The organism is Mediterraneibacter gnavus ATCC 29149, from assembly GCF_008121495.1.
GTDB classification, from domain to species: domain Bacteria; phylum Bacillota; class Clostridia; order Lachnospirales; family Lachnospiraceae; genus Mediterraneibacter; species Mediterraneibacter gnavus.
This window is the reverse complement of sequence record NZ_CP043051.1, coordinates 2674674-2692053: the sequence shown is the minus strand read 5'-3', so window position 1 is coordinate 2692053 and position 17380 is coordinate 2674674. Positions and strand designations below refer to the sequence as shown.

The following is a 17380-nucleotide window of genomic DNA, read 5'->3' as shown; positions in this document are numbered from 1 at the left end:
TTTTTAATTTTTATTCTCCGCCAAGCTTACTTGCTGTAAACCATCCGAGACAAAATGTCACGATTCCGACTACTATCGTCAATACAGAGAGTCCGCTCCAGTCTGCTTTTAACAAAATTGCGATCGGAGATGCCAGAATCAGACCGATGATCGCATAATATGCATGGATTTCCGCTTTCATAAAGATAAACTCGATCAGCTTTGCAATCAGAAAGATTCCGATCACAACGCCGATTCCAAACGGAATCAGAATTCCACACTGCACCAGGATCTTCTGGACATCAAATGCGATCAGTGCATCGATAAACTGATTGATCGTTTTCAAAATCGTATCATAATATCCGAGCAGCATCAGCATCATCGATCCGCTCACCCCCGGCACTACCATTGTCGCAGCCGCAACAACACCTACCAGGAATAATTTGATCACATTGACAACCCCAAAGCTCACATCCGCGGCAGCACCATTTGTCTCTCCTAAAAGTGCCATTGTGATCACGATTCCAAAGAAGATCAAAAACGGAATGATCTTTCCGACTGTCACAGAATGTCCTTTGACTTTCTTAAAAATAAACGGAAGGCTTCCGGCGATCAAACCGCAAAACGCAAAATTGGTCGGAATCGGATACACCTCCAGTAAATATTCAAAAAGACGGGACAACACAACAATGGCGATTCCGGCTCCTAAAAAGATCGGAATCAGAAGTTTCATACTTTTTTTGAATTCACTTTTTAAATGTGTGATTGCATGGATCAGATGATCATATAATCCCATTGCCACCATCATTGTTCCACCACTGACACCCGGAATGATATTTGCAATTCCAACTACCATTCCCTGTAAAATCTGTTTTAACATTCTTTTTTACCTTTTCCTCTTTCCCTACTATATTTTTTCAAAAATTCCAGCAGACTCTCCATTTCTTGTCTGGTGCCTACTGTAATTCTCAAATACTGACGGATTCTCTCGCTGTTCCAGTATCTCACATAGATTTTCTCCCGTTTTAGGGCCTCAAACAGTTCAGATGCCTCAAATTCCGGATGTGTGACAAACAGAAAGTTCGCTCTGGAATCTGTATATGTAAATCCAAGCTCTGCAAGCTCTTGTTTTGCCCATTCTCTTGTCTCTACGATCCGGTCTACACATTCGTAAAAATACGTTTCCTCCTTCACACTCTGCGCTCCGCAGAGCAGAGCCGCCTGATTCATTGTGTAGGAGTTGAATGAATATTTGGCATCGTTTAGATATCCGATCAGCTCCGGATTTCCGATTGCAAATCCGATCCGCATCCCTGCCATGGATCTGGACTTTGAAAACGTCTGCACAACCAAAAGATTCTCATAGCGGTCAATCAGCTCCAGCGCAGATTTTCCTGCAAAATCAATGTAAGCCTCGTCCACGATCACTACAGAGTCCGGATTGTGACGCAAAATATCCTCGATGAAATCCAGATCCTCATAAATCGCTGTCGGTGCATTCGGATTCGGGAAAATAATCCCTCCGTTCTCTGCATAGTAATCTTCTTTTACCAGACAAAACTGCTCATCCAGCTTCGGGCAGCGATACGGGATTCTGTATAACTGCGCCCATACTTTATAAAAAGAATAAGTAATATCCGGAAACAGAATCGGTTTGTCCGAGTTAAAAAAGGTCAGAAAGCACATCGAAAGCACATCATCTGAGCCAACGCCTACAAAAATCTGCTCCTTCCCGACACGATAAAACCTGGACAGTTCTTCCACCAGGATATCTGCTGCCGGATCCGGATACAGGCGAAGACTGTCCGCATCCATCTCTTTTAATACCTTCGCAACTCCCGGCGCCGGCGGATACGGATTCTCATTGGTATTGAGCTTGATCACACGCTCTTTCGGCTGTTCTCCGGGCACATACGGCTCTACTTTTCGAATCTTATCTAAAATTGCCTGATTCATCCTTACCCTCCTTGTACTCTGCTGCCAGCTTTGCAAATTCCGGCAGAGAATTTATGATCGTCTCATAAGATACACAATATGCCAGTCTGACATATCCCGGGCAGGCAAATGAGCTTCCCGGAACAATCAGAATATGATACTTCTTCGCTGCTTCACAGAACTGCTTTTCATCTGCAACCGGAGACTTCATGAACAGATAAAACGCTCCTTCCGGCTTGATACACGAAAATCCCAGATTGCGAAGCCCCTGATACAATACCTCTCGATTCCTGTCATAATACGAAATGTCCGTTTTTTCTTCCAGGCAGTATTTTACAAGCTTCTGCTGCAGTGTCGGTGCATTTACGAATCCGAGGATCCGGGTCGCCACGTTCGCTGCCCGTATCAGCATTTCACTGTCCGCCGCCTCATCCGGAATTACCAGATATCCGATCCGCTCTCCCGGAAGAGACAATGATTTACTGAATGAATAACCGACCACCGTATTGTCGTAATATTTTGTCAGATACGGTACTTCTGTTTTGTCATAGGCAAGTTCACGATACGGCTCATCTGAGATCAGATAGATATCCGTTCCAAATTCCTGCTGTTTTGCATTCAGAATCGCTGCCATCCTTTGTATGGTCTCTTCAGAATAGATCACTCCGGTCGGATTGTTCGGTGTATTCACAATCACAGCTTTTGTCTTTTCCGTGATTTTTTCCTCAAATTCTTTCAGTCTTGGCTGAAATGTCTCTGTATCCGGGGAAATCTCTACCAGTACTCCGTCAAAATTGCTGACGTAGCTTCTGTACTCTCCGAAATACGGAGCAAATGTAATCACCTCATCTCCCGGATTCAACAGCGCTTTTAAAATGACATTCAATCCACCTGCAGCTCCCACAGTCATCGTAATATTGTGTTCTGAAAATCCCGTGCCAAAACGCGCGTTAAGCGAATCCGCAACTGCCTGTCTTACATCCGCATACCCGGCATTGCTGTTTGTGTAGCCGTGCAGACGTACAGGATCCTCTGACTCCAGAATGGAAACGATTGCTTCTTTCACTGCCTTCGGCGCCGGCACATTAGGATTTCCGAGGCTGAAATCATAGACATTCTCCGCCCCGTATTTTTCTGCCATTTTGTTTCCTTCTTCGAACATTGCCCGGATTGCTGAACTGTTCGCCACCATTTGCTCCATTTTCTTTGAAATCATGATACCACCCCGTTTTCTTTTACTGACCTACGCATTCTTTCTCGTCAGGATTCCTTTTTCTACCAGAAATGCCGGACGATATGATAATTTTGCTTTTCTCAAGCCTTCTGAACCGGCATCATCCTCCCGGTTCACATACTGATACCCGGTACATTCATGCTGTACGAACTGCTGATTGATCATCGGATATGCTCCGTCAATATCAGCAAACGCCTTTTCAATATGCACGACAAATGTATCTTCGCAGAGCTCTTCTCCAATCGTAAATGCAACAACCTGTCCATCCACACGAAGCACTCCGCCTCGCTGATCCAGTTCTTTATAAAGTCTCAGTGCATTTAATGCAACACACATCTCCGCATTTTTGCCCGGATCTTCCTCACATCCGTTCTGGTTTCTCCACTTCAACGCCATCTGAAAGCACTCTTCCATATTTTCATCATTCAATGGTTCATAGCTCCAGTTTGGATAAAGCTTCTGAAATTTGTTAATATGATTTCGCTTTCCGTGCAGCTTCTTTCCTGCCAGAGTCGCCAGTTTTTCAGACTCATACACATAATCTGCCTGATCTCTGTCATATTCTAATTCAAACTCACCCGGAAACCACGCTTCTATCTGTGCAAAATTCTCCGCTGTCACGTTGTACAGTTTAAACGGATACCCCTGTTCTTCACTATACTTCATCAAAAATTCCAGCGCTCTTTTCACACAAACCTCTTCCCCTGCGGGATAAGCAAAGCCCGGATCTGCCCCTCCGTCACGGAACACCAGTGTATCCTCTATGACCGCAAATGTCACATCATAGTGGCGAGCCCACAAAAACACATCTACAAATGTCCTCTCACAGCTTCTACTTGGTGCCTTGTCAAAATAAGAACGGATCAGCTCCTGATCTTCCAGTGCCGGTCTTCTAAAAATAATTTCTTCCATAATATCCTCTTTCTAAATTTGTTTATTCCATAGTATGTCGCTGATATCTTGTTAGTATAGCATATTCTTTTGGGAAACGCAAAAAAGGATGACTCTTTTATATCTCATTGCTCATTTTCTCCTGTCTTCTTTCTGTAATAGTTCTTCTTGAATACTTCAATGTCCTCTTCATCGAAAAGACGTCTGCCTGTAGGAGTAATCGTGCAGGCGAGCCAGCCTCGATCGACATAGTCTCTCACTGTATTCTCTGATATTCTCAACTGCTTGGCTACGTCTCCTGTCTTTCACATCATGTAACACCTTCTTTCCACTTTTTATTTATAATAGTTTAAAATCATATCAATAAAACGAAATTGAATCTGAAGGAAATTTCTAATCTTGAGGAATTACAGAATCTGAAGAAAATGAAGAAAACCTTCACCACATGTTTGTAGTAAAGGTCTTCGTTAAGATTTTATTGAAATTATTTACGCTTTCTCAATACAGTAGCCAGAGCAACTCCAAGTGAAGCAAGACCTGTTCCTGCTACTGGAAGTGTAGCTGTTGCATCTCCTGTCTTTGGAGAAGTTGTTTTTGGTTTTGCTGTTGTCTGGTTGTTTGTGTTGCTATTTCCGTTGTCTCCGCCGTTATCTCCTATTGTGTATGTCAGTGTGACTGTTGGGAAATCTACTGAACCTGTAGAATACTTAGAATCGAATACAAATATCTGTCCATCAGTTGCATTATTTCTCTCTATACAAGCCTGCTGTGCAGCCTTTGTAATTGTAAATTTGTATACCGTATCTGAAACATTCTCCTCGATAACATCCTGTGGATGCCCATCAAACCACGGAATATCCTGATATGGTTCAAAACCATCCTGCACACCATTTACTGTGTATGTGATTACGATATCCTGAGTACCATCGAATGTCGTAGAACTTGTTGTTACGTCTACCGTAATAGCCTTTACTTCTGGTTCAGCAACTTCTTCCTTGACAGTTGTGTCTGCCTGCGGTGTTGTCTGCTCTGCCTCTGTCACTGTTGAATCTACATCTGCTGCAAACGCCGTCACTGGTGCAGTCCCCAATACAACTGTCAGTGCTGTTGCAAGCATCAGGTTTTTCCATAAACTTTTCCTTCTCATGTTTTTTCTTATTTTTTATAATATAAAATATATTATATCTTAAATATATTAACACATTGACTTCTAAAATACAATAGATACTATGAAAGGTGGTATTGTATGTTTAAATTAAAAAAAGAAGCTACTGAGTACGAAAACAAGTCACTTCGATTACCAAAGGATCTCATAGACAAAGTTCAAGCACTCGCTAATAAAAACAATCTTTCTTTTAACAAAGTAGTTATTCAATGCATCGAATGCGCATTGGACAACATGGAACCAGAATAAAACCAATAATCAAACTTCTTGTTAAAAAGGCATTGCTGATAATACGCTATGTCTTTTTCTTTTTTTCAGCATCTGGTCATGTTTCTCTAAAGAGTATAGCTCACTTCTGATATATTAGTCAATATATAACTCATTTTAATATCTGATTTTTATTACTCTTTTTTATTATACTGATAATATCCTAACGAAAGTGAGTAATAACATGATTGAAGATAAAGTATTTGAGCGTATTGGCTATATCCGTAAAACAAAGCATTTTTCTATGTACCGTCTGGCGAAAGAAGCGGATATCCCCTACTCCAGTTTGAACAACATCATTCACAGACGTACCTGCCCTACAATCGCAACTCTTGAAAAACTTTGCAAAGGATTAAATATCACATTATCAGATTTTTTTGACTTTGAATTATATCCACTGCAAAATGAAAATCTGACACCAGAAGAGGATGAACTGATTAACAAATACAGGGCTTTAACCAAGAATAAGCAGGAACGCCTTCAAGCATATCTTGACGGTCTGAGCGAATCATAAAAATATCGGCAGGAACAAGTCCTGCCTCGGATATCCCCTATCAAAGTATTAGTTTTCATACAAGTCTCGTAGCCAACGTTCAACTTCTTCCATGTCATACGGATACTTTTCGTGATACTCTTTGTACAGCTTCTCAGCTTCAGAAGCACCTACCACTTTAACTGCACCATTCTTCACATGAAAAGCTGTTTGATATAATAACTTTTCATTCTTACTTGGATACCAATCATACACCACGAATACAATATCAAGGTCTGGACAAACACAGAGCCACCCCAATACACCTTCCAAAAGCTAAGTATACAAAAAGACTGCCAGATACCTCTCGGTAAATGACAGCCTGTTCTGATACCCTATTTTGTTGTCAACATATTGTTACGGATTTCTTCAATCTGTTCTTTTGAAAAGCCTGTTGCTCTCATAATGACTACTGTATCTATTCCGTCACGAAGCAGGCTCTTAGCAATCTCTACATTAGTATCATGCCGTTCATTTCGTTTGGCAATATTTACAGCCTCTAATTTCTCTTCTTCTAAACTCTGGAATACTTTCGTCATGCTCAAATACCTCCTTACTGACTTCGCATAGTCTCTGTCTATAAATTTATCACTGCTCACCAAAATACCAGTGATAACAAATACCTGTGTGTTTTCATCTTCAATCTGTTTCGCCAAATCTACTACTTGCTCAATCACTTTCTGCTTCACTTCTTTGCCTTTCTTTGCAAGTGGAAGAATGATAAGCAGCATAAGTTCCTTCTCTGACAAAGTTTCATTGTTCTCCAGTTTCTTTTTAACAGATTGGTTTTTGATGATGTAGTGGAAACTGTTATTGAAAAAAATTACAGTTGACACAATGGACGATAAGTCCGCCAAAAATAGTATTACCGTAGAGAAAAAAACAGAAATCGGCTACATTTTCATTCTGTATACCGATTTCTATTTCTTTTTTATATTCTATTCATTCATATTGGCCAATTTTGCGCTTTGATCCGCTGCGATCAGACTGTCAATTACTTCATCCAGGTCTCCATTCAAAATCGTATCCAGTTTATGAAGTGTCAGCTTGATCCTGTGATCTGTCACACGTCCCTGCGGGAAGTTGTAAGTTCTGATCTTCTCAGAACGATCTCCTGTTCCAATCTGGCTTCTTCTCGCCTCAGCTTCTGCGGACTGCTGTTTTTCCAGTTCCAGTTCATACAGTTTGGAACGGAGCAGACGGAATGCTTTTTCTTTATTCTGCAACTGTGATTTTTCTGTCTGACTGTAGATCACAATTCCTGTCGGATAGTGGGTCAGACGCACTGCAGAGTCTGTTGTGTTTACACATTGTCCTCCGTTTCCGGATGCCCTCATGACGTCTATACGGATATCTTTTTCATCGATCACAACGTCCACATCCTCTGCCTCCGGCATCACTGCCACTGTGATCGTAGAGGTATGGATCCGTCCGCCGCTCTCTGTTTCCGGCACACGCTGTACACGGTGTACACCACTCTCGTATTTCATACGGGAGTATGCTCCCTGCCCTGTGATCATAAATACACACTCTTTGAATCCGCCGATTCCATTTTCATTGAGGGAGATCATCTCTGTTCTCCATCTGCGGCTCTCTGCATAATGTAGATACATCCTGTATACTTCCGCAGCAAAAAGTGCAGCCTCGTCACCACCGGCACCGGCACGGATCTCCACGATTACGTTTTTATCATCATTCGGGTCCTTTGGAAGCAACAGGATCTTTAATTCCTGCTCCAGCTCTTCCACTCTGGCTTTGGACTCATTCAGCTCTTCCTTTGCCAGCTCGCGCATCTCTTCATCAGATTCTTCTTCCAGCATCATCAGGCTGTCTTCTATATTCTGCTTACACTGTTTATACTCATTATATGCCTCTACGATCGGAGCAAGATCACTTTGTTCTTTCATCAGCTTGCGGAAACGCTCCGGATCATTTGCAACACCGGGCTCCTGAAGCTCGCCCATGACTTCCTCATAGCGGATCAATAAATCCTCCAATTTATCAAACATCTTTTTCCTCGTCCTTTCTATTACTCATCCTACCTATCATACACGCCAAAGACCACCCGGTCAAGACCTGCCAAATCCTTTTTCACGCTTACGCCAGTATATCCTGCCTGTTCCATCAGATTTTTGACATCCTCACCCTGATCAGAACCGATTTCAAACAAAAGCCATCCCTTCTTTTTCAGGTATGCAGGTGCCTGTTCAATGATCCTCCGGTAAAAATACAGTCCATCTTCTTTTCCGTCCAGCGCAAGATACGGATCATGGTCTTTTACTTCCTCCTGCAGTGTTTCTATCACAGAAGTTCTGATATACGGCGGATTGGATACAACCACATCATAAGTTCCCTTTACATTTTCAAACAGGTCACTCTCCAGAAACTCTGCATCGATCTTCAGCTTCTCAGCATTTTTCTCTGCCACACACAGCGCTTCTTTTGAAAGATCCACGCCAACACCTGTCACTGTTCGGGGCTTTAATTCATGCAGGAGACTCAGAAGGATACATCCGGAACCGGTGCACATATCCAGGAGTCGGATTTCTCCCATCTGTTCCTGTTTGCACACATCCAACGCTGTTTCCACCAGTACTTCTGTATCCTGTCTCGGGATCAGCACGTGTTCGTTGACCAGAAATTCCAGTCCCATAAACTCCTGAACACCTGTCAGATGCTGAAGCGGAATCCGTGTACTTCTCTTTCTGATCAGCTCCAGATATTCTCGCTCCTCCTGATCGTGCATCGGGTGCTCCGGCTCCATATAATAAGAAGCCTTTGTAATTCCGGTCACATGTTCCAATAAATACCAGGCGTCCAGATCATACTCTTCCACGCCGGCTTTTTGTAAGCTCTGCGCTCCTCTTTTCCAGGCTTCCTTCCAGGTCATAAGGCACATTCCTCCTGTGTACACTTGTTTTCCCCAAAAGATTCCTCTGTCTTAGAAAAATTTTCTTCCAGATACGCCTTCCAGTCGAATACCTCTTCCACTGCCCGGATTGCCACTTCGATCATACTGTCATCCGGTTCTTTTGTCGTCATCATCTGCACCCACATTCCCGGTTTGCTCAAAACATTGACCACAGGATTTTCACTGCTTCCCGCCAGACGGATGATCTCATAAGAAACTCCCGCGATCACCGGCATCAGCGCAATCCGGATTCCTACTTTTAAGACCTGCGATTCTGCTGTGATAAAAAAACAGAAAATAATACTGACGATCATAACAAAAAAGAGAAAACTTGTCCCGCAGCGCTTGTGCTGTCTGGAGCTTTTTCTTACATTTTCAACCGTAAGCGGCATTCCGTGTTCAATACAGTTGATACACTTGTGCTCTGCCCCATGATACATAAATGTCCTCTGAATATCCTTCATTCTGGAGATCAAACCAATATACAAAAGAAAGACTACCATTCGGATCACACCTTCCAGCGCAGTAAGTACCCCTCTGGACGAAATATAATTCTTCAAAAGATCACTCAGGAAATACGGGAGGACCATAAAAATCCCGACCGCTGCCACGATAGAAAATGCCACCGTAAAGCCCATCATGATCTTTTCTTGTTTTTCCTGCTTTTGCGCCTCTTGTTCAGTAAGAACTTCCCCCTCTTCTTCCTCGAAAAAGCTGGCCGAATAGGTCAGAGTTTTCATTCCCAGCACGAGCGAATCGATAAAATTAAAAATTCCCCGGATAAACGGCACTTTATATACACCCTGCCAGGGGATGATGCCTTTGTATTCTTTGACGCAAACCTCGATCTGCTGATCCGGTTTTCTGACAGCCACTGCATACCGTGTCTTATTTTTCATCATAATGCCTTCCAGCACTGCCTGCCCGCCTATATTTGATGACTTCATACTGCCCTCCTGTTTTTCTGTATACGAAAAACAGGCTGAGATACATTCACCTCAGCCTGCCATAGTCTTTTCCTATTTAATACCATATTTCTTGTTGAACTTGTCAACACGTCCGCGAGCCTGAGCAGCTTTCTGCTGACCTGTATAGAATGGATGGCATTTGGAGCAGATTTCTACGTGGATGCTCTCGTTTGTAGATCCTGTTACAAATGTGTTTCCACAGTTACAAGTTACTGTTGCCTGATGGTACTCTGGATGGATTCCTTCTCTCATGATTTTCACCTCTCTATTTTAAAATATTATTCTAATCTCTAAACAGCTACACCATAATAGCATAGTTTTTTCTGTTTTGCAAGTTTTTTCAATAAGAAAACTTTATCTTTTTTCAATTTTTAATTTTTTGCTGCTTTTTCTTTTCCAATCAGGAAATACGGAACTGCCAGGAACAAAATACCGCCCACCATATTTCCAATGGTTACAACAGCCAGATTATAGGCATATCCGCCGATGCTGATATCGTACTGTGCCGGATTCAAAAGACCGATCATCATCAGAGACATATTTGCCACACTATGTTCAAATCCTGCTGTAAAAAATGTGATCAGACACCAGAACGTCATAATCAGCTTTCCTGTTTCTGTTTTCATTTTAATTCCGCACCATACTGCCAGACATACTAAGATATTACAGAGTATTGCCCGCATAAACAGCGGCAGCGGTTCTACAGACATCTTCATCGCTGTAGTATCTGCCATGATCGCCTGTACGCTTCCTGTACAGAGTCCTGTCAGAGAGTACATTCCTGCTACCAGAACAGAGCCTGCCAGATTCCCGAGCCAGCAGGTCACCCACACTGTCACAGAATCCTGAAATGTCACTTTCTTCTGAAACATCCCAACAGCCATCACAAAATTACTTCCTGTAAAGAGCTCTGCTCCTGCCATCAAAACCAGACTGAGGGCAACGCCAAAGCAGCCTCCCATAATAAACTTCACACCCGGCACGCCGCCTTCTTTTAACATTCCACCTGCTGTAAATGCCAGAAGAACGCCAAATCCAACAAACATTCCCGCCAGCATCGCTGAGATGAAGTATGCCCCTGTCTGCTGCCGCAGGAACTGGATTTTCTTTTTGGCTGCATTTCCTGCCATGTCAATTTCTTCACGAAACATCTTGATTTCCTCCTCAGTTTCTCATCATTCAAGTATTCTTGAACATCCCGCATTTTGTCACATTTTGCAGGACACCAACCAGAATATAATATCTGTTTTGTGAGTCAGAATCAAGTATTTTCTTTCGTACAAGAGTGATTTTAGATAAATTTTTGACGAATTACTGTCTGCACCAGCTCGGCATTCGTTCTTGTCCGCGAGAACATATTCAGCAGATTGTCCACTGCTTCATCTGCTTTCATGCCATTCATTGCCTTTCGGATGATATAAACTGCATCCTGCTCTTCTTTATTAAGCAGCAGATCTTCTCTTCTGGTTCCGGATTTCGGAATATCGATCGCCGGGAACACTCTCTTCTCCTGAAGTTTTCGATCCAGCACCAGCTCCATGTTACCGGTTCCCTTAAATTCTTCATAAACAACATCGTCCATCTTGCTTCCCGTTTCCACAAGTGCTGTTGCCAGGATCGTAAGGCTTCCGCCCTCACGCATATTTCTTGCCGCACCGAAAAACCGCTTCGGCATATGCAGTGCAGCCGGATCAAGACCGCCGGACAAGGTTCTTCCTGACGGCGGCACAGTCAGGTTGTACGCTCTTGCCAGACGGGTGATACTGTCTAACAGGATCATAACATCTTTTCCATGCTCTACCAGACGCTTCGCACGCTCGATCACCATCTCGGATACTCTCTTATGATGTTCCGGCAGCTCGTCAAATGTAGAGTAGATTACTTCCACATTTGGTCCCGCGATTGCTTCCCTGATATCGGTTACCTCCTCCGGACGTTCATCGATCAGAAGGATCAGAAGATGCATGTCCGGCTCTCTTTTCTGAACAGAGAGTGCCACTTCTTTGAGAAGGGTTGTCTTACCGGCTTTCGGAGGTGATACGATCATTCCTCTCTGTCCTTTTCCAATCGGAGAGAGCAGATCTACGATCCGCATTGCAGTCGTTGCTCCCGGTGTTTCCAGCGAAATCCTCTGATTCGGGAAGATCGGAGTCAGATCCTCAAAATTATGGCGCTTTACTGCTTCTGCCGGACGCAGCCCATTGATGGTCGACACGTACAAAAGTGCACTGAATTTTTCAGACTGTGTTTTAATCCTCGTATTTCCTGTGATGATATCTCCCGTCTTCAGATTGAAGCGCCGGATCTGGGATGGTGACACATATACATCATTTTCACCCGGAAGATAGTTTTCACACCGGATAAATCCATACCCGTCCGGAAGCACCTCTAAAATTCCGTTTGCAGTACGCCCGCTGTCAAGCTGTTCGATATCCGTTCCCTCTTTTTTCTCTTTCACTTCTTCTTTTGCCTGTGCGTTGGCCTCTTCCTGTTTCTCTTTGTCATCCTGCGCCAGCATTGCTTCGATCAGATCTCCTTTTTTTAAAGTGGAAATTCCTTTCATCTTTCTTGCCTTTGCCAATTCCCGCAATGTAGCGAGCGGTAACGATTCATATTTTTCTCTTGTCATAATTACCTGCCTTTCTCAAAATTCACTTTTCATTTATTCATTTTACTTTCAATCTCTTGGGGATCTTTGTCTGAACTGACTTAACTTGAACAATTTTGTAAAGTTTGTTTTTTTATTATAGCGCATCTTTTCCAAAAAAGAAAGTTTTTTTTGAAATCTTGCACCGTTTCCTTAACAGTGTTATGATTATGGAAGAATGTGTTCTGCACAGGAAATCTAAGAATCAGCGAGGTAAAAACTATGACAAACAGCGAAAAAGCATTACAGATGCACGAACAGTGGAACGGAAAACTGGAAACTGCAGCCAAAGCACATGTCAATTCCAGAGAAGATCTGGCAATTGCTTACACACCGGGTGTAGCCGAGCCTTGTAAGGTGATCGCAAAAGATCCGGAAGCTGCTTACAAATATACAATCAAATCCAACACCGTAGCCGTAGTTTCTGACGGAAGTGCGGTTCTGGGACTTGGCAATATCGGAGCCCTGGCAGCCATGCCTGTTATGGAAGGAAAAGCAGTTCTTTTCAAAGAATTCGGCGGTGTCAATGCCGTTCCGATCTGCCTTGACACGCAGGATACAGAAGAGATTATCAAAACCGTTGTCAACATTGCACCTGCATTTGGCGGAATCAATCTGGAAGATATTTCTGCACCGCGTTGTTTTGAGATCGAAGAGCGCTTAAAAGAGCTTCTGGACATCCCTGTCTTTCATGATGACCAGCACGGAACTGCCATTGTTGTCCTTGCCGGTATCATCAATGCTCTCAAAGTTACCGGAAAGAAGAAAGAAGACTGCCGCGTTGTCGTAAACGGTGCAGGTTCTGCCGGAGTTGCCATCACAAAACTGCTTCTGACCTACGGATTTGAACATATTACAATGTGTGATATCAACGGAATCATCAGCAGCGCATCACCGAACCTGAACTGGATGCAGAAAAAGATGACAGAAGTGACAAACCTGGAAAACAAAACCGGTTCTCTGGCAGATGCCATGTGTGGAGCTGACATTTTCGTCGGTGTCTCTGCTCCTGGTATCGTCACAAAAGAGATGGTCGCATCCATGAATTCCGACGCCATACTCTTTGCCATGGCAAATCCGGTGCCGGAGATCATGCCGGATCTTGCAAAAGAAGCGGGTGCACGCGTTGTTGGAACCGGACGCTCTGATTTTCCAAATCAGGTCAATAACGTTGTCGCTTTCCCGGGAATTTTCAAAGGAGCGCTGGAAGGGCGCGCCACACAGATCACGGAAGAGATGAAACTTGCTACAGCCAATGCCATTGCAAGTCTTGTTTCTGATGAAGAACTCAATGAAAACAATATTCTTCCGGAAGCATTTGATTCCCGTGTTGCCGACGTAGTCAGCAAAGCGGTAAAGGAACTGATCTGATCATGCGCTGGGGTGAAAAAAGATACCACTCTCTGGATTATGAATTAAAACAGATGTTCAAAGAAAAAGTTTACAAAATCGCCTTAAACGGCGGCATGACCTGTCCAAACCGTGACGGTCATGTCGGAACAGGGGGCTGCATCTTCTGCAGTTCCCAGGGTTCCGGCGATTTTGCCGGCTCTGCCAGACTTTCCATCGCCGAACAGATAAGACAGGGAAAAGCAGATATTTCTTCCAAACGTCCGGTGCACTCTTATATTGCCTATTTTCAGGCATTTACGAACACTTATGCGCCGGTGGAAACTCTTCGTGCCCTTTATATGGAAGCCATTGCTGATCCGGAGGTGAAGATTCTCTCCATTGCCACCAGACCGGATTGTCTGGGAGCAGATGTCCTCGCACTGCTCGATGAGATCAACCAGATCAAACCTGTCTGGGTGGAGCTGGGATTGCAGACCATCCATCCCGAAACCAGCGCCTACATCCGGCGCGGATATGAGCTTTCAGTATTTGAACAGGCAGTAAAAGAACTTCGCGCCATCGGCATCACGGTAATTGTTCATACGATTCTGTATCTGCCGGGTGAGACGAAAGACGATATGCTGGATACGATCCACTATCTCAATCATATGGATATTCAGGGGATCAAACTGCAGCTGCTCCATGTCTTAACCCACACAGACCTTGCAGCCGACTATGAAAAACACCCCTTTTATATTCCCGATATGCAGGATTATATTCAGTTTCTCGGCACCTGTATCGCACATTTGAATCCAGAGATCGTGATTCATCGCCTGACCGGAGACGGACCGAAAGACCTTTTGATCGCCCCTCTTTGGACAAGCAATAAAAGAACCGTATTAAATCAGCTTCACAGCCACCTGAAAGAACAGGATATCTGGCAGGGAAAGGAGTACTATGTCTGAAACTTATACACTGTATAAACTGATCGTATTGTACATGCTGGATAAAGTGGATTTTCCATTGACAACTTCACAGATTTCCGAATTTATTCTGGAAAAAGAATACACAACTTATTTTAAGCTTCAGGAAACACTCGCTGAAATGGAACATTCCGGACTGCTCCGCGTGGAAACGACCCACAACCGTACTCTGTATCATCTGACAGACAACGGTCTGGACACCATCCAATACTTTAAAAACAAGATTTCCCCTGCCATTCAGCGGGATATTGATGAATTTCTCAAAGAAAAGAAGTATGATCTGAAAGAAGAGGTTTCTGTCAAGTCCGACTACTATCTGAACACCAACCATGAATATGAGGTCTGCTGTCAGATTGTAGAAAACGGCTTCAGCCTGATCGATCTGAAACTCACGGTTCCTACCGAATCAGAAGCTGAAGCCATTGCCGGAAACTGGGCTTCCCAGAGCCAGGATATCTATACCCTACTGCTCACGAAGCTTTTGTAAATGCTCTTTGATCTGTTTTTCATAGCCAAGATCGCCGGGTTCGTAGAACCTGGCGTTTTTGATTTCATCCGGAAGATACTGCTGTTCTACATAATGATTCGGATAGTCATGTGCATATTTATATCCGATCCCATGTCCCAGATTTTTAGAACCCTTGTAATGTGCATCCTGCAGATGTGACGGAACCGTGGTCTTATATTGCCGTACATTTTCATTTGCCGCAAAAATCGCATTGACCGCCGAATTACTTTTTGGCGCAGTCGCCACATACAGTACTGCCTGCGATAAAATAATCTGTGCCTCCGGCATCCCGATCCGCTCCACTGCCTGTGCTGCGGAGACAGCCACCGTGAGTGCCACAGGATCTGCATTTCCCACATCCTCTGCTGCACAGATCATGATCCTGCGGGCAATAAATTTGATATCTTCTCCTGCATACAGCATTTTTGCCAGATAATACACTGCAGCATCGGGATCAGATCCCCGCATACTTTTGATAAATGCGGAAATCGTATCATAATGATTGTCTCCGCCCTTATCATAGCGCACAACCCGCTTTTGAATACATTCTGACGCCACATCCAGCGTAATATGAATCTTGCCGTCCTCACTGCGCTCTGTCGTCAAAACACCAAGCTCAATGGCATTGAGCGCACTTCTTGCATCTCCGCCGGATACATCTGCCAGAAACTCCAGCGCATCCTCGTCGATTTCTGCATGAAAACTTCCCATTCCCTTATTCTCATCATAAACCGCACGTTTCAACAGAGTGCGAATATCTTCTTTCTCCAGAGATTTTAATTCAAATACACTGGATCGGGAAATCAACGCACCATTGACTTCAAAATACGGATTTTCCGTTGTTGCTCCGATCAAGGTAATGGTACCGTCCTCCACGAATGGAAGCAGATAGTCCTGCTGTCCCTTGTTAAATCTGTGGATCTCGTCAATAAACAGGATCGTTTTTTTGCGATACATTCCGAGCAGTTCTTTCGCTTCATTTACCACCTGCTCCATATCTTTTTTTCCCGCTACTGTGGCATTGATCTGCTTGAACTCCGCACTGGTCGTATGTGCAATCACCTTTGCAAGAGTCGTCTTTCCTGTTCCCGGAGGTCCGTAAAAAATGATCGATCCCAGCTTATCCGCCTTGATCGCACGATACAAAAGCTTGTCTTTCCCTATGATATGCTGCTGTCCTACCACTTCTTCCAGCGTCTGCGGACGCATTCTGGATGCCAGGGGAGATTCCTGCTCCTGTGTTTTTTCTCTCATATAATCAAATAAATCCATACTCTTCCTCCTGCCGGCTTCTGTATATTTCAGACACCGCTGATCTCGCGGATGACCTCTCCTGCGATCAAAAGCCCTGCCACCGGCGGTACAAAGGAAATGCTGCCCGGAAGTACACGGCGCGCTCCTTTGTCCTCTCCGGTCTCACGTCCGGACGTATCGACTGGTTTTTCCGGTGAATACAATACTTTCAGATGTCGAATCCCTCTTGTTTTCAGTTCCCGCCGCATCACTTTACAGAGCGGACACATACTGGTCTTTGACAGGTCTGTGATTTCAAACAGTTCCGGATGCAGCTTGTTGCCGGTTCCCATACTGCTGATCAGTGGGATCTCCCTTCTCTGCGCCAGTTCCGCGATCGCCAGCTTTGCCGTTACCGTATCGATGGCATCAATGATATAATCCGGAGTTTCTTCAAACAATTCCTCCACATTATCCGGCAGTACAAAGGTCTCATAAGTCTTTACAACAATCTCCGGATTGATATCCCGGATCCGCTCCCGCATCACTTCCGTCTTCATCCGTCCGATGGTACTGTGATATGCGATCGACTGCCGGTTGATGTTCGTCAGAGAAACCTTGTCATTATCGATCAGGATCAGCCTGCCCACACCGCTTCTTGCAAGTGCCTCAATACAGTGAGAGCCTACGCCGCCGACACCAAATACCATGACAGTCGCCTGCTTAAGTCTCCCCATCCCCTCTTCTCCGATCAAAAGTTCTGTTCTGGAATATTCATTCATCTAATATATCTCC

Annotated in this window: 20 protein-coding genes and 1 pseudogene; 5 read left to right on the top strand and 16 right to left on the bottom strand. The window is 44.0% G+C overall.

Annotated features, from left to right (window positions below; translation table 11 throughout):
• Positions 1-10 precede the first annotated feature (10 nt).
• The 6 genes and pseudogenes from FXV78_RS13335 to FXV78_RS13310 form a co-directional block, all read right to left on the bottom strand.
• Complete coding sequence (locus tag FXV78_RS13335; RefSeq protein ID WP_004840420.1) at positions 11-859, bottom strand: DUF368 domain-containing protein; 849 nt, start codon at positions 857-859, stop codon at positions 11-13.
• Positions 853-1935, bottom strand: coding sequence for a histidinol-phosphate transaminase (hisC, locus tag FXV78_RS13330; RefSeq protein WP_004840423.1), 1083 nt, complete (start codon positions 1933-1935; stop codon positions 853-855). Before hisC ends, FXV78_RS13335 begins: the two co-directional genes overlap by 7 nt.
• Positions 1913-3130, bottom strand: a complete 1218-nt coding sequence (locus FXV78_RS13325) for a pyridoxal phosphate-dependent aminotransferase (protein ID WP_004840424.1) — start codon at positions 3128-3130, stop codon at positions 1913-1915. The genes hisC and FXV78_RS13325 overlap by 23 nt, the downstream gene beginning before the upstream one ends.
• Positions 3131-3157: 27 nt before the next feature.
• Positions 3158-4060 (bottom strand): DUF2156 domain-containing protein, encoded by a 903-nt coding sequence (locus tag FXV78_RS13320; protein WP_004840426.1) that lies wholly within the window; start codon positions 4058-4060, stop codon positions 3158-3160.
• A gap of 104 nt (positions 4061-4164) precedes the next feature.
• Positions 4165-4332 (bottom strand): annotated as a pseudogene (locus FXV78_RS13315) (MerR family transcriptional regulator); the annotation flags it as partial.
• A 191-nt stretch (positions 4333-4523) separates the two neighbouring features.
• On the bottom strand, positions 4524-5186 hold the full coding sequence (locus FXV78_RS13310) for an LPXTG cell wall anchor domain-containing protein (RefSeq protein WP_004840429.1): 663 nt from the start codon (positions 5184-5186) through the stop codon (positions 4524-4526).
• A gap of 99 nt (positions 5187-5285) precedes the next feature.
• On the opposite strand from FXV78_RS13310, the gene FXV78_RS17965 reads away from it, so the two are divergent.
• Positions 5286-5453, top strand: a complete 168-nt coding sequence (locus tag FXV78_RS17965; protein ID WP_004840431.1) for a hypothetical protein — start codon at positions 5286-5288, stop codon at positions 5451-5453.
• A 202-nt stretch (positions 5454-5655) separates the two neighbouring features.
• On the top strand, positions 5656-5985 hold the full coding sequence (locus FXV78_RS13305) for a helix-turn-helix domain-containing protein (RefSeq protein WP_004840434.1): 330 nt from the start codon (positions 5656-5658) through the stop codon (positions 5983-5985).
• 48 nt (positions 5986-6033) lie between these two features.
• On the opposite strand, the gene FXV78_RS13300 is transcribed toward FXV78_RS13305, so the two are convergent.
• From FXV78_RS13300 to rho, 8 genes are all read right to left on the bottom strand, one after another.
• A complete protein-coding gene (locus tag FXV78_RS13300; RefSeq protein ID WP_039959246.1) occupies positions 6034-6264 on the bottom strand; it encodes a hypothetical protein in 231 nt (76 codons plus the stop codon).
• A 74-nt stretch (positions 6265-6338) separates the two neighbouring features.
• Complete coding sequence (locus FXV78_RS13295; RefSeq protein WP_050785321.1) at positions 6339-6734, bottom strand: RpnC/YadD family protein; 396 nt, start codon at positions 6732-6734, stop codon at positions 6339-6341.
• Between the two features lie 207 nt (positions 6735-6941).
• On the bottom strand, positions 6942-8012 hold the full coding sequence (gene prfA, locus FXV78_RS13290) for a peptide chain release factor 1 (RefSeq protein ID WP_004840440.1): 1071 nt from the start codon (positions 8010-8012) through the stop codon (positions 6942-6944).
• Between the two features lie 29 nt (positions 8013-8041).
• The gene (prmC, locus tag FXV78_RS13285) at positions 8042-8893 is read right to left on the bottom strand and encodes a peptide chain release factor N(5)-glutamine methyltransferase (protein ID WP_004840442.1); all 852 of its coding nucleotides are present in this window, start codon (positions 8891-8893) and stop codon (positions 8042-8044) included.
• On the bottom strand, positions 8890-9861 hold the full coding sequence (locus tag FXV78_RS13280) for a DUF1385 domain-containing protein (RefSeq protein WP_004840443.1): 972 nt from the start codon (positions 9859-9861) through the stop codon (positions 8890-8892). Before FXV78_RS13280 ends, prmC begins: the two co-directional genes overlap by 4 nt.
• A 72-nt stretch (positions 9862-9933) precedes the next feature.
• Positions 9934-10134, bottom strand: a complete 201-nt coding sequence (gene rpmE, locus FXV78_RS13275; protein WP_004840445.1) for a 50S ribosomal protein L31 — start codon at positions 10132-10134, stop codon at positions 9934-9936.
• Positions 10135-10253: 119 nt separating this feature from the next.
• The gene (locus FXV78_RS13270; protein ID WP_004840448.1) at positions 10254-11033 is read right to left on the bottom strand and encodes a formate/nitrite transporter family protein; all 780 of its coding nucleotides are present in this window, start codon (positions 11031-11033) and stop codon (positions 10254-10256) included.
• Between the two features lie 140 nt (positions 11034-11173).
• A complete protein-coding gene (gene rho / locus FXV78_RS13265; RefSeq protein WP_004840450.1) occupies positions 11174-12511 on the bottom strand; it encodes a transcription termination factor Rho in 1338 nt (445 codons plus the stop codon).
• Positions 12512-12751: 240 nt separating this feature from the next.
• Between rho and FXV78_RS13260 the strand changes: the two genes are divergently transcribed.
• The 3 genes from FXV78_RS13260 to FXV78_RS13250 are packed head-to-tail and all read left to right on the top strand — an operon-like array spanning position 12752 to position 15331.
• Positions 12752-13900 (top strand): NAD(P)-dependent malic enzyme, encoded by a 1149-nt coding sequence (locus FXV78_RS13260; RefSeq protein ID WP_004840452.1) that lies wholly within the window; start codon positions 12752-12754, stop codon positions 13898-13900.
• A gap of 2 nt (positions 13901-13902) precedes the next feature.
• Positions 13903-14826, top strand: coding sequence for a tRNA modification radical SAM protein MnmL/YtqA (gene mnmL, locus FXV78_RS13255; RefSeq protein ID WP_004840455.1), 924 nt, complete (start codon positions 13903-13905; stop codon positions 14824-14826).
• The gene (locus FXV78_RS13250; protein ID WP_004840456.1) at positions 14819-15331 is read left to right on the top strand and encodes a DUF4364 family protein; all 513 of its coding nucleotides are present in this window, start codon (positions 14819-14821) and stop codon (positions 15329-15331) included. Before mnmL ends, FXV78_RS13250 begins: the two co-directional genes overlap by 8 nt.
• Here FXV78_RS13250 and FXV78_RS13245 read toward each other — a convergent pair.
• Positions 15308-16624 carry a replication-associated recombination protein A gene (locus FXV78_RS13245; RefSeq protein WP_004840458.1) on the bottom strand — a complete coding sequence of 439 codons (1317 nt, stop codon included), beginning with the start codon at positions 16622-16624 and terminating at the stop codon, positions 15308-15310. The genes FXV78_RS13250 and FXV78_RS13245 overlap by 24 nt on opposite strands.
• A gap of 29 nt (positions 16625-16653) precedes the next feature.
• Positions 16654-17367: a tRNA threonylcarbamoyladenosine dehydratase gene (locus FXV78_RS13240; protein WP_004840460.1), complete on the bottom strand. Its 714-nt coding sequence runs from the start codon at positions 17365-17367 to the stop codon at positions 16654-16656.
• Positions 17368-17380: the final 13 nt, after the last annotated feature.

Excerpts from the sequence above, each read along its gene's own strand:
- FXV78_RS13335 (WP_004840420.1), bottom strand. The coding sequence starts at position 859 with ATGTTAAAACAGATTTTACAGGGAATGGTAGTTGGAATTGCAAATATC.
- hisC (WP_004840423.1), bottom strand. The coding sequence starts at position 1,935 with ATGAATCAGGCAATTTTAGATAAGATTCGAAAAGTAGAGCCGTATGTG.
- FXV78_RS13325 (WP_004840424.1), bottom strand. The coding sequence starts at position 3,130 with ATGATTTCAAAGAAAATGGAGCAAATGGTGGCGAACAGTTCAGCAATC.
- FXV78_RS13320 (WP_004840426.1), bottom strand. The coding sequence starts at position 4,060 with ATGGAAGAAATTATTTTTAGAAGACCGGCACTGGAAGATCAGGAGCTG.
- FXV78_RS13310 (WP_004840429.1), bottom strand. The coding sequence starts at position 5,186 with ATGAGAAGGAAAAGTTTATGGAAAAACCTGATGCTTGCAACAGCACTG.
- FXV78_RS17965 (WP_004840431.1), top strand. The coding sequence starts at position 5,286 with ATGTTTAAATTAAAAAAAGAAGCTACTGAGTACGAAAACAAGTCACTT.
- FXV78_RS13305 (WP_004840434.1), top strand. The coding sequence starts at position 5,656 with ATGATTGAAGATAAAGTATTTGAGCGTATTGGCTATATCCGTAAAACA.
- FXV78_RS13295 (WP_050785321.1), bottom strand. The coding sequence starts at position 6,734 with ATGCTGCTTATCATTCTTCCACTTGCAAAGAAAGGCAAAGAAGTGAAG.
- prfA (WP_004840440.1), bottom strand. The coding sequence starts at position 8,012 with ATGTTTGATAAATTGGAGGATTTATTGATCCGCTATGAGGAAGTCATG.
- prmC (WP_004840442.1), bottom strand. The coding sequence starts at position 8,893 with ATGACCTGGAAGGAAGCCTGGAAAAGAGGAGCGCAGAGCTTACAAAAA.
- FXV78_RS13280 (WP_004840443.1), bottom strand. The coding sequence starts at position 9,861 with ATGAAGTCATCAAATATAGGCGGGCAGGCAGTGCTGGAAGGCATTATG.
- rpmE (WP_004840445.1), bottom strand. The coding sequence starts at position 10,134 with ATGAGAGAAGGAATCCATCCAGAGTACCATCAGGCAACAGTAACTTGT.
- FXV78_RS13270 (WP_004840448.1), bottom strand. The coding sequence starts at position 11,033 with ATGTTTCGTGAAGAAATTGACATGGCAGGAAATGCAGCCAAAAAGAAA.
- rho (WP_004840450.1), bottom strand. The coding sequence starts at position 12,511 with ATGACAAGAGAAAAATATGAATCGTTACCGCTCGCTACATTGCGGGAA.
- FXV78_RS13260 (WP_004840452.1), top strand. The coding sequence starts at position 12,752 with ATGACAAACAGCGAAAAAGCATTACAGATGCACGAACAGTGGAACGGA.
- mnmL (WP_004840455.1), top strand. The coding sequence starts at position 13,903 with ATGCGCTGGGGTGAAAAAAGATACCACTCTCTGGATTATGAATTAAAA.
- FXV78_RS13250 (WP_004840456.1), top strand. The coding sequence starts at position 14,819 with ATGTCTGAAACTTATACACTGTATAAACTGATCGTATTGTACATGCTG.
- FXV78_RS13245 (WP_004840458.1), bottom strand. The coding sequence starts at position 16,624 with ATGGATTTATTTGATTATATGAGAGAAAAAACACAGGAGCAGGAATCT.
- FXV78_RS13240 (WP_004840460.1), bottom strand. The coding sequence starts at position 17,367 with ATGAATGAATATTCCAGAACAGAACTTTTGATCGGAGAAGAGGGGATG.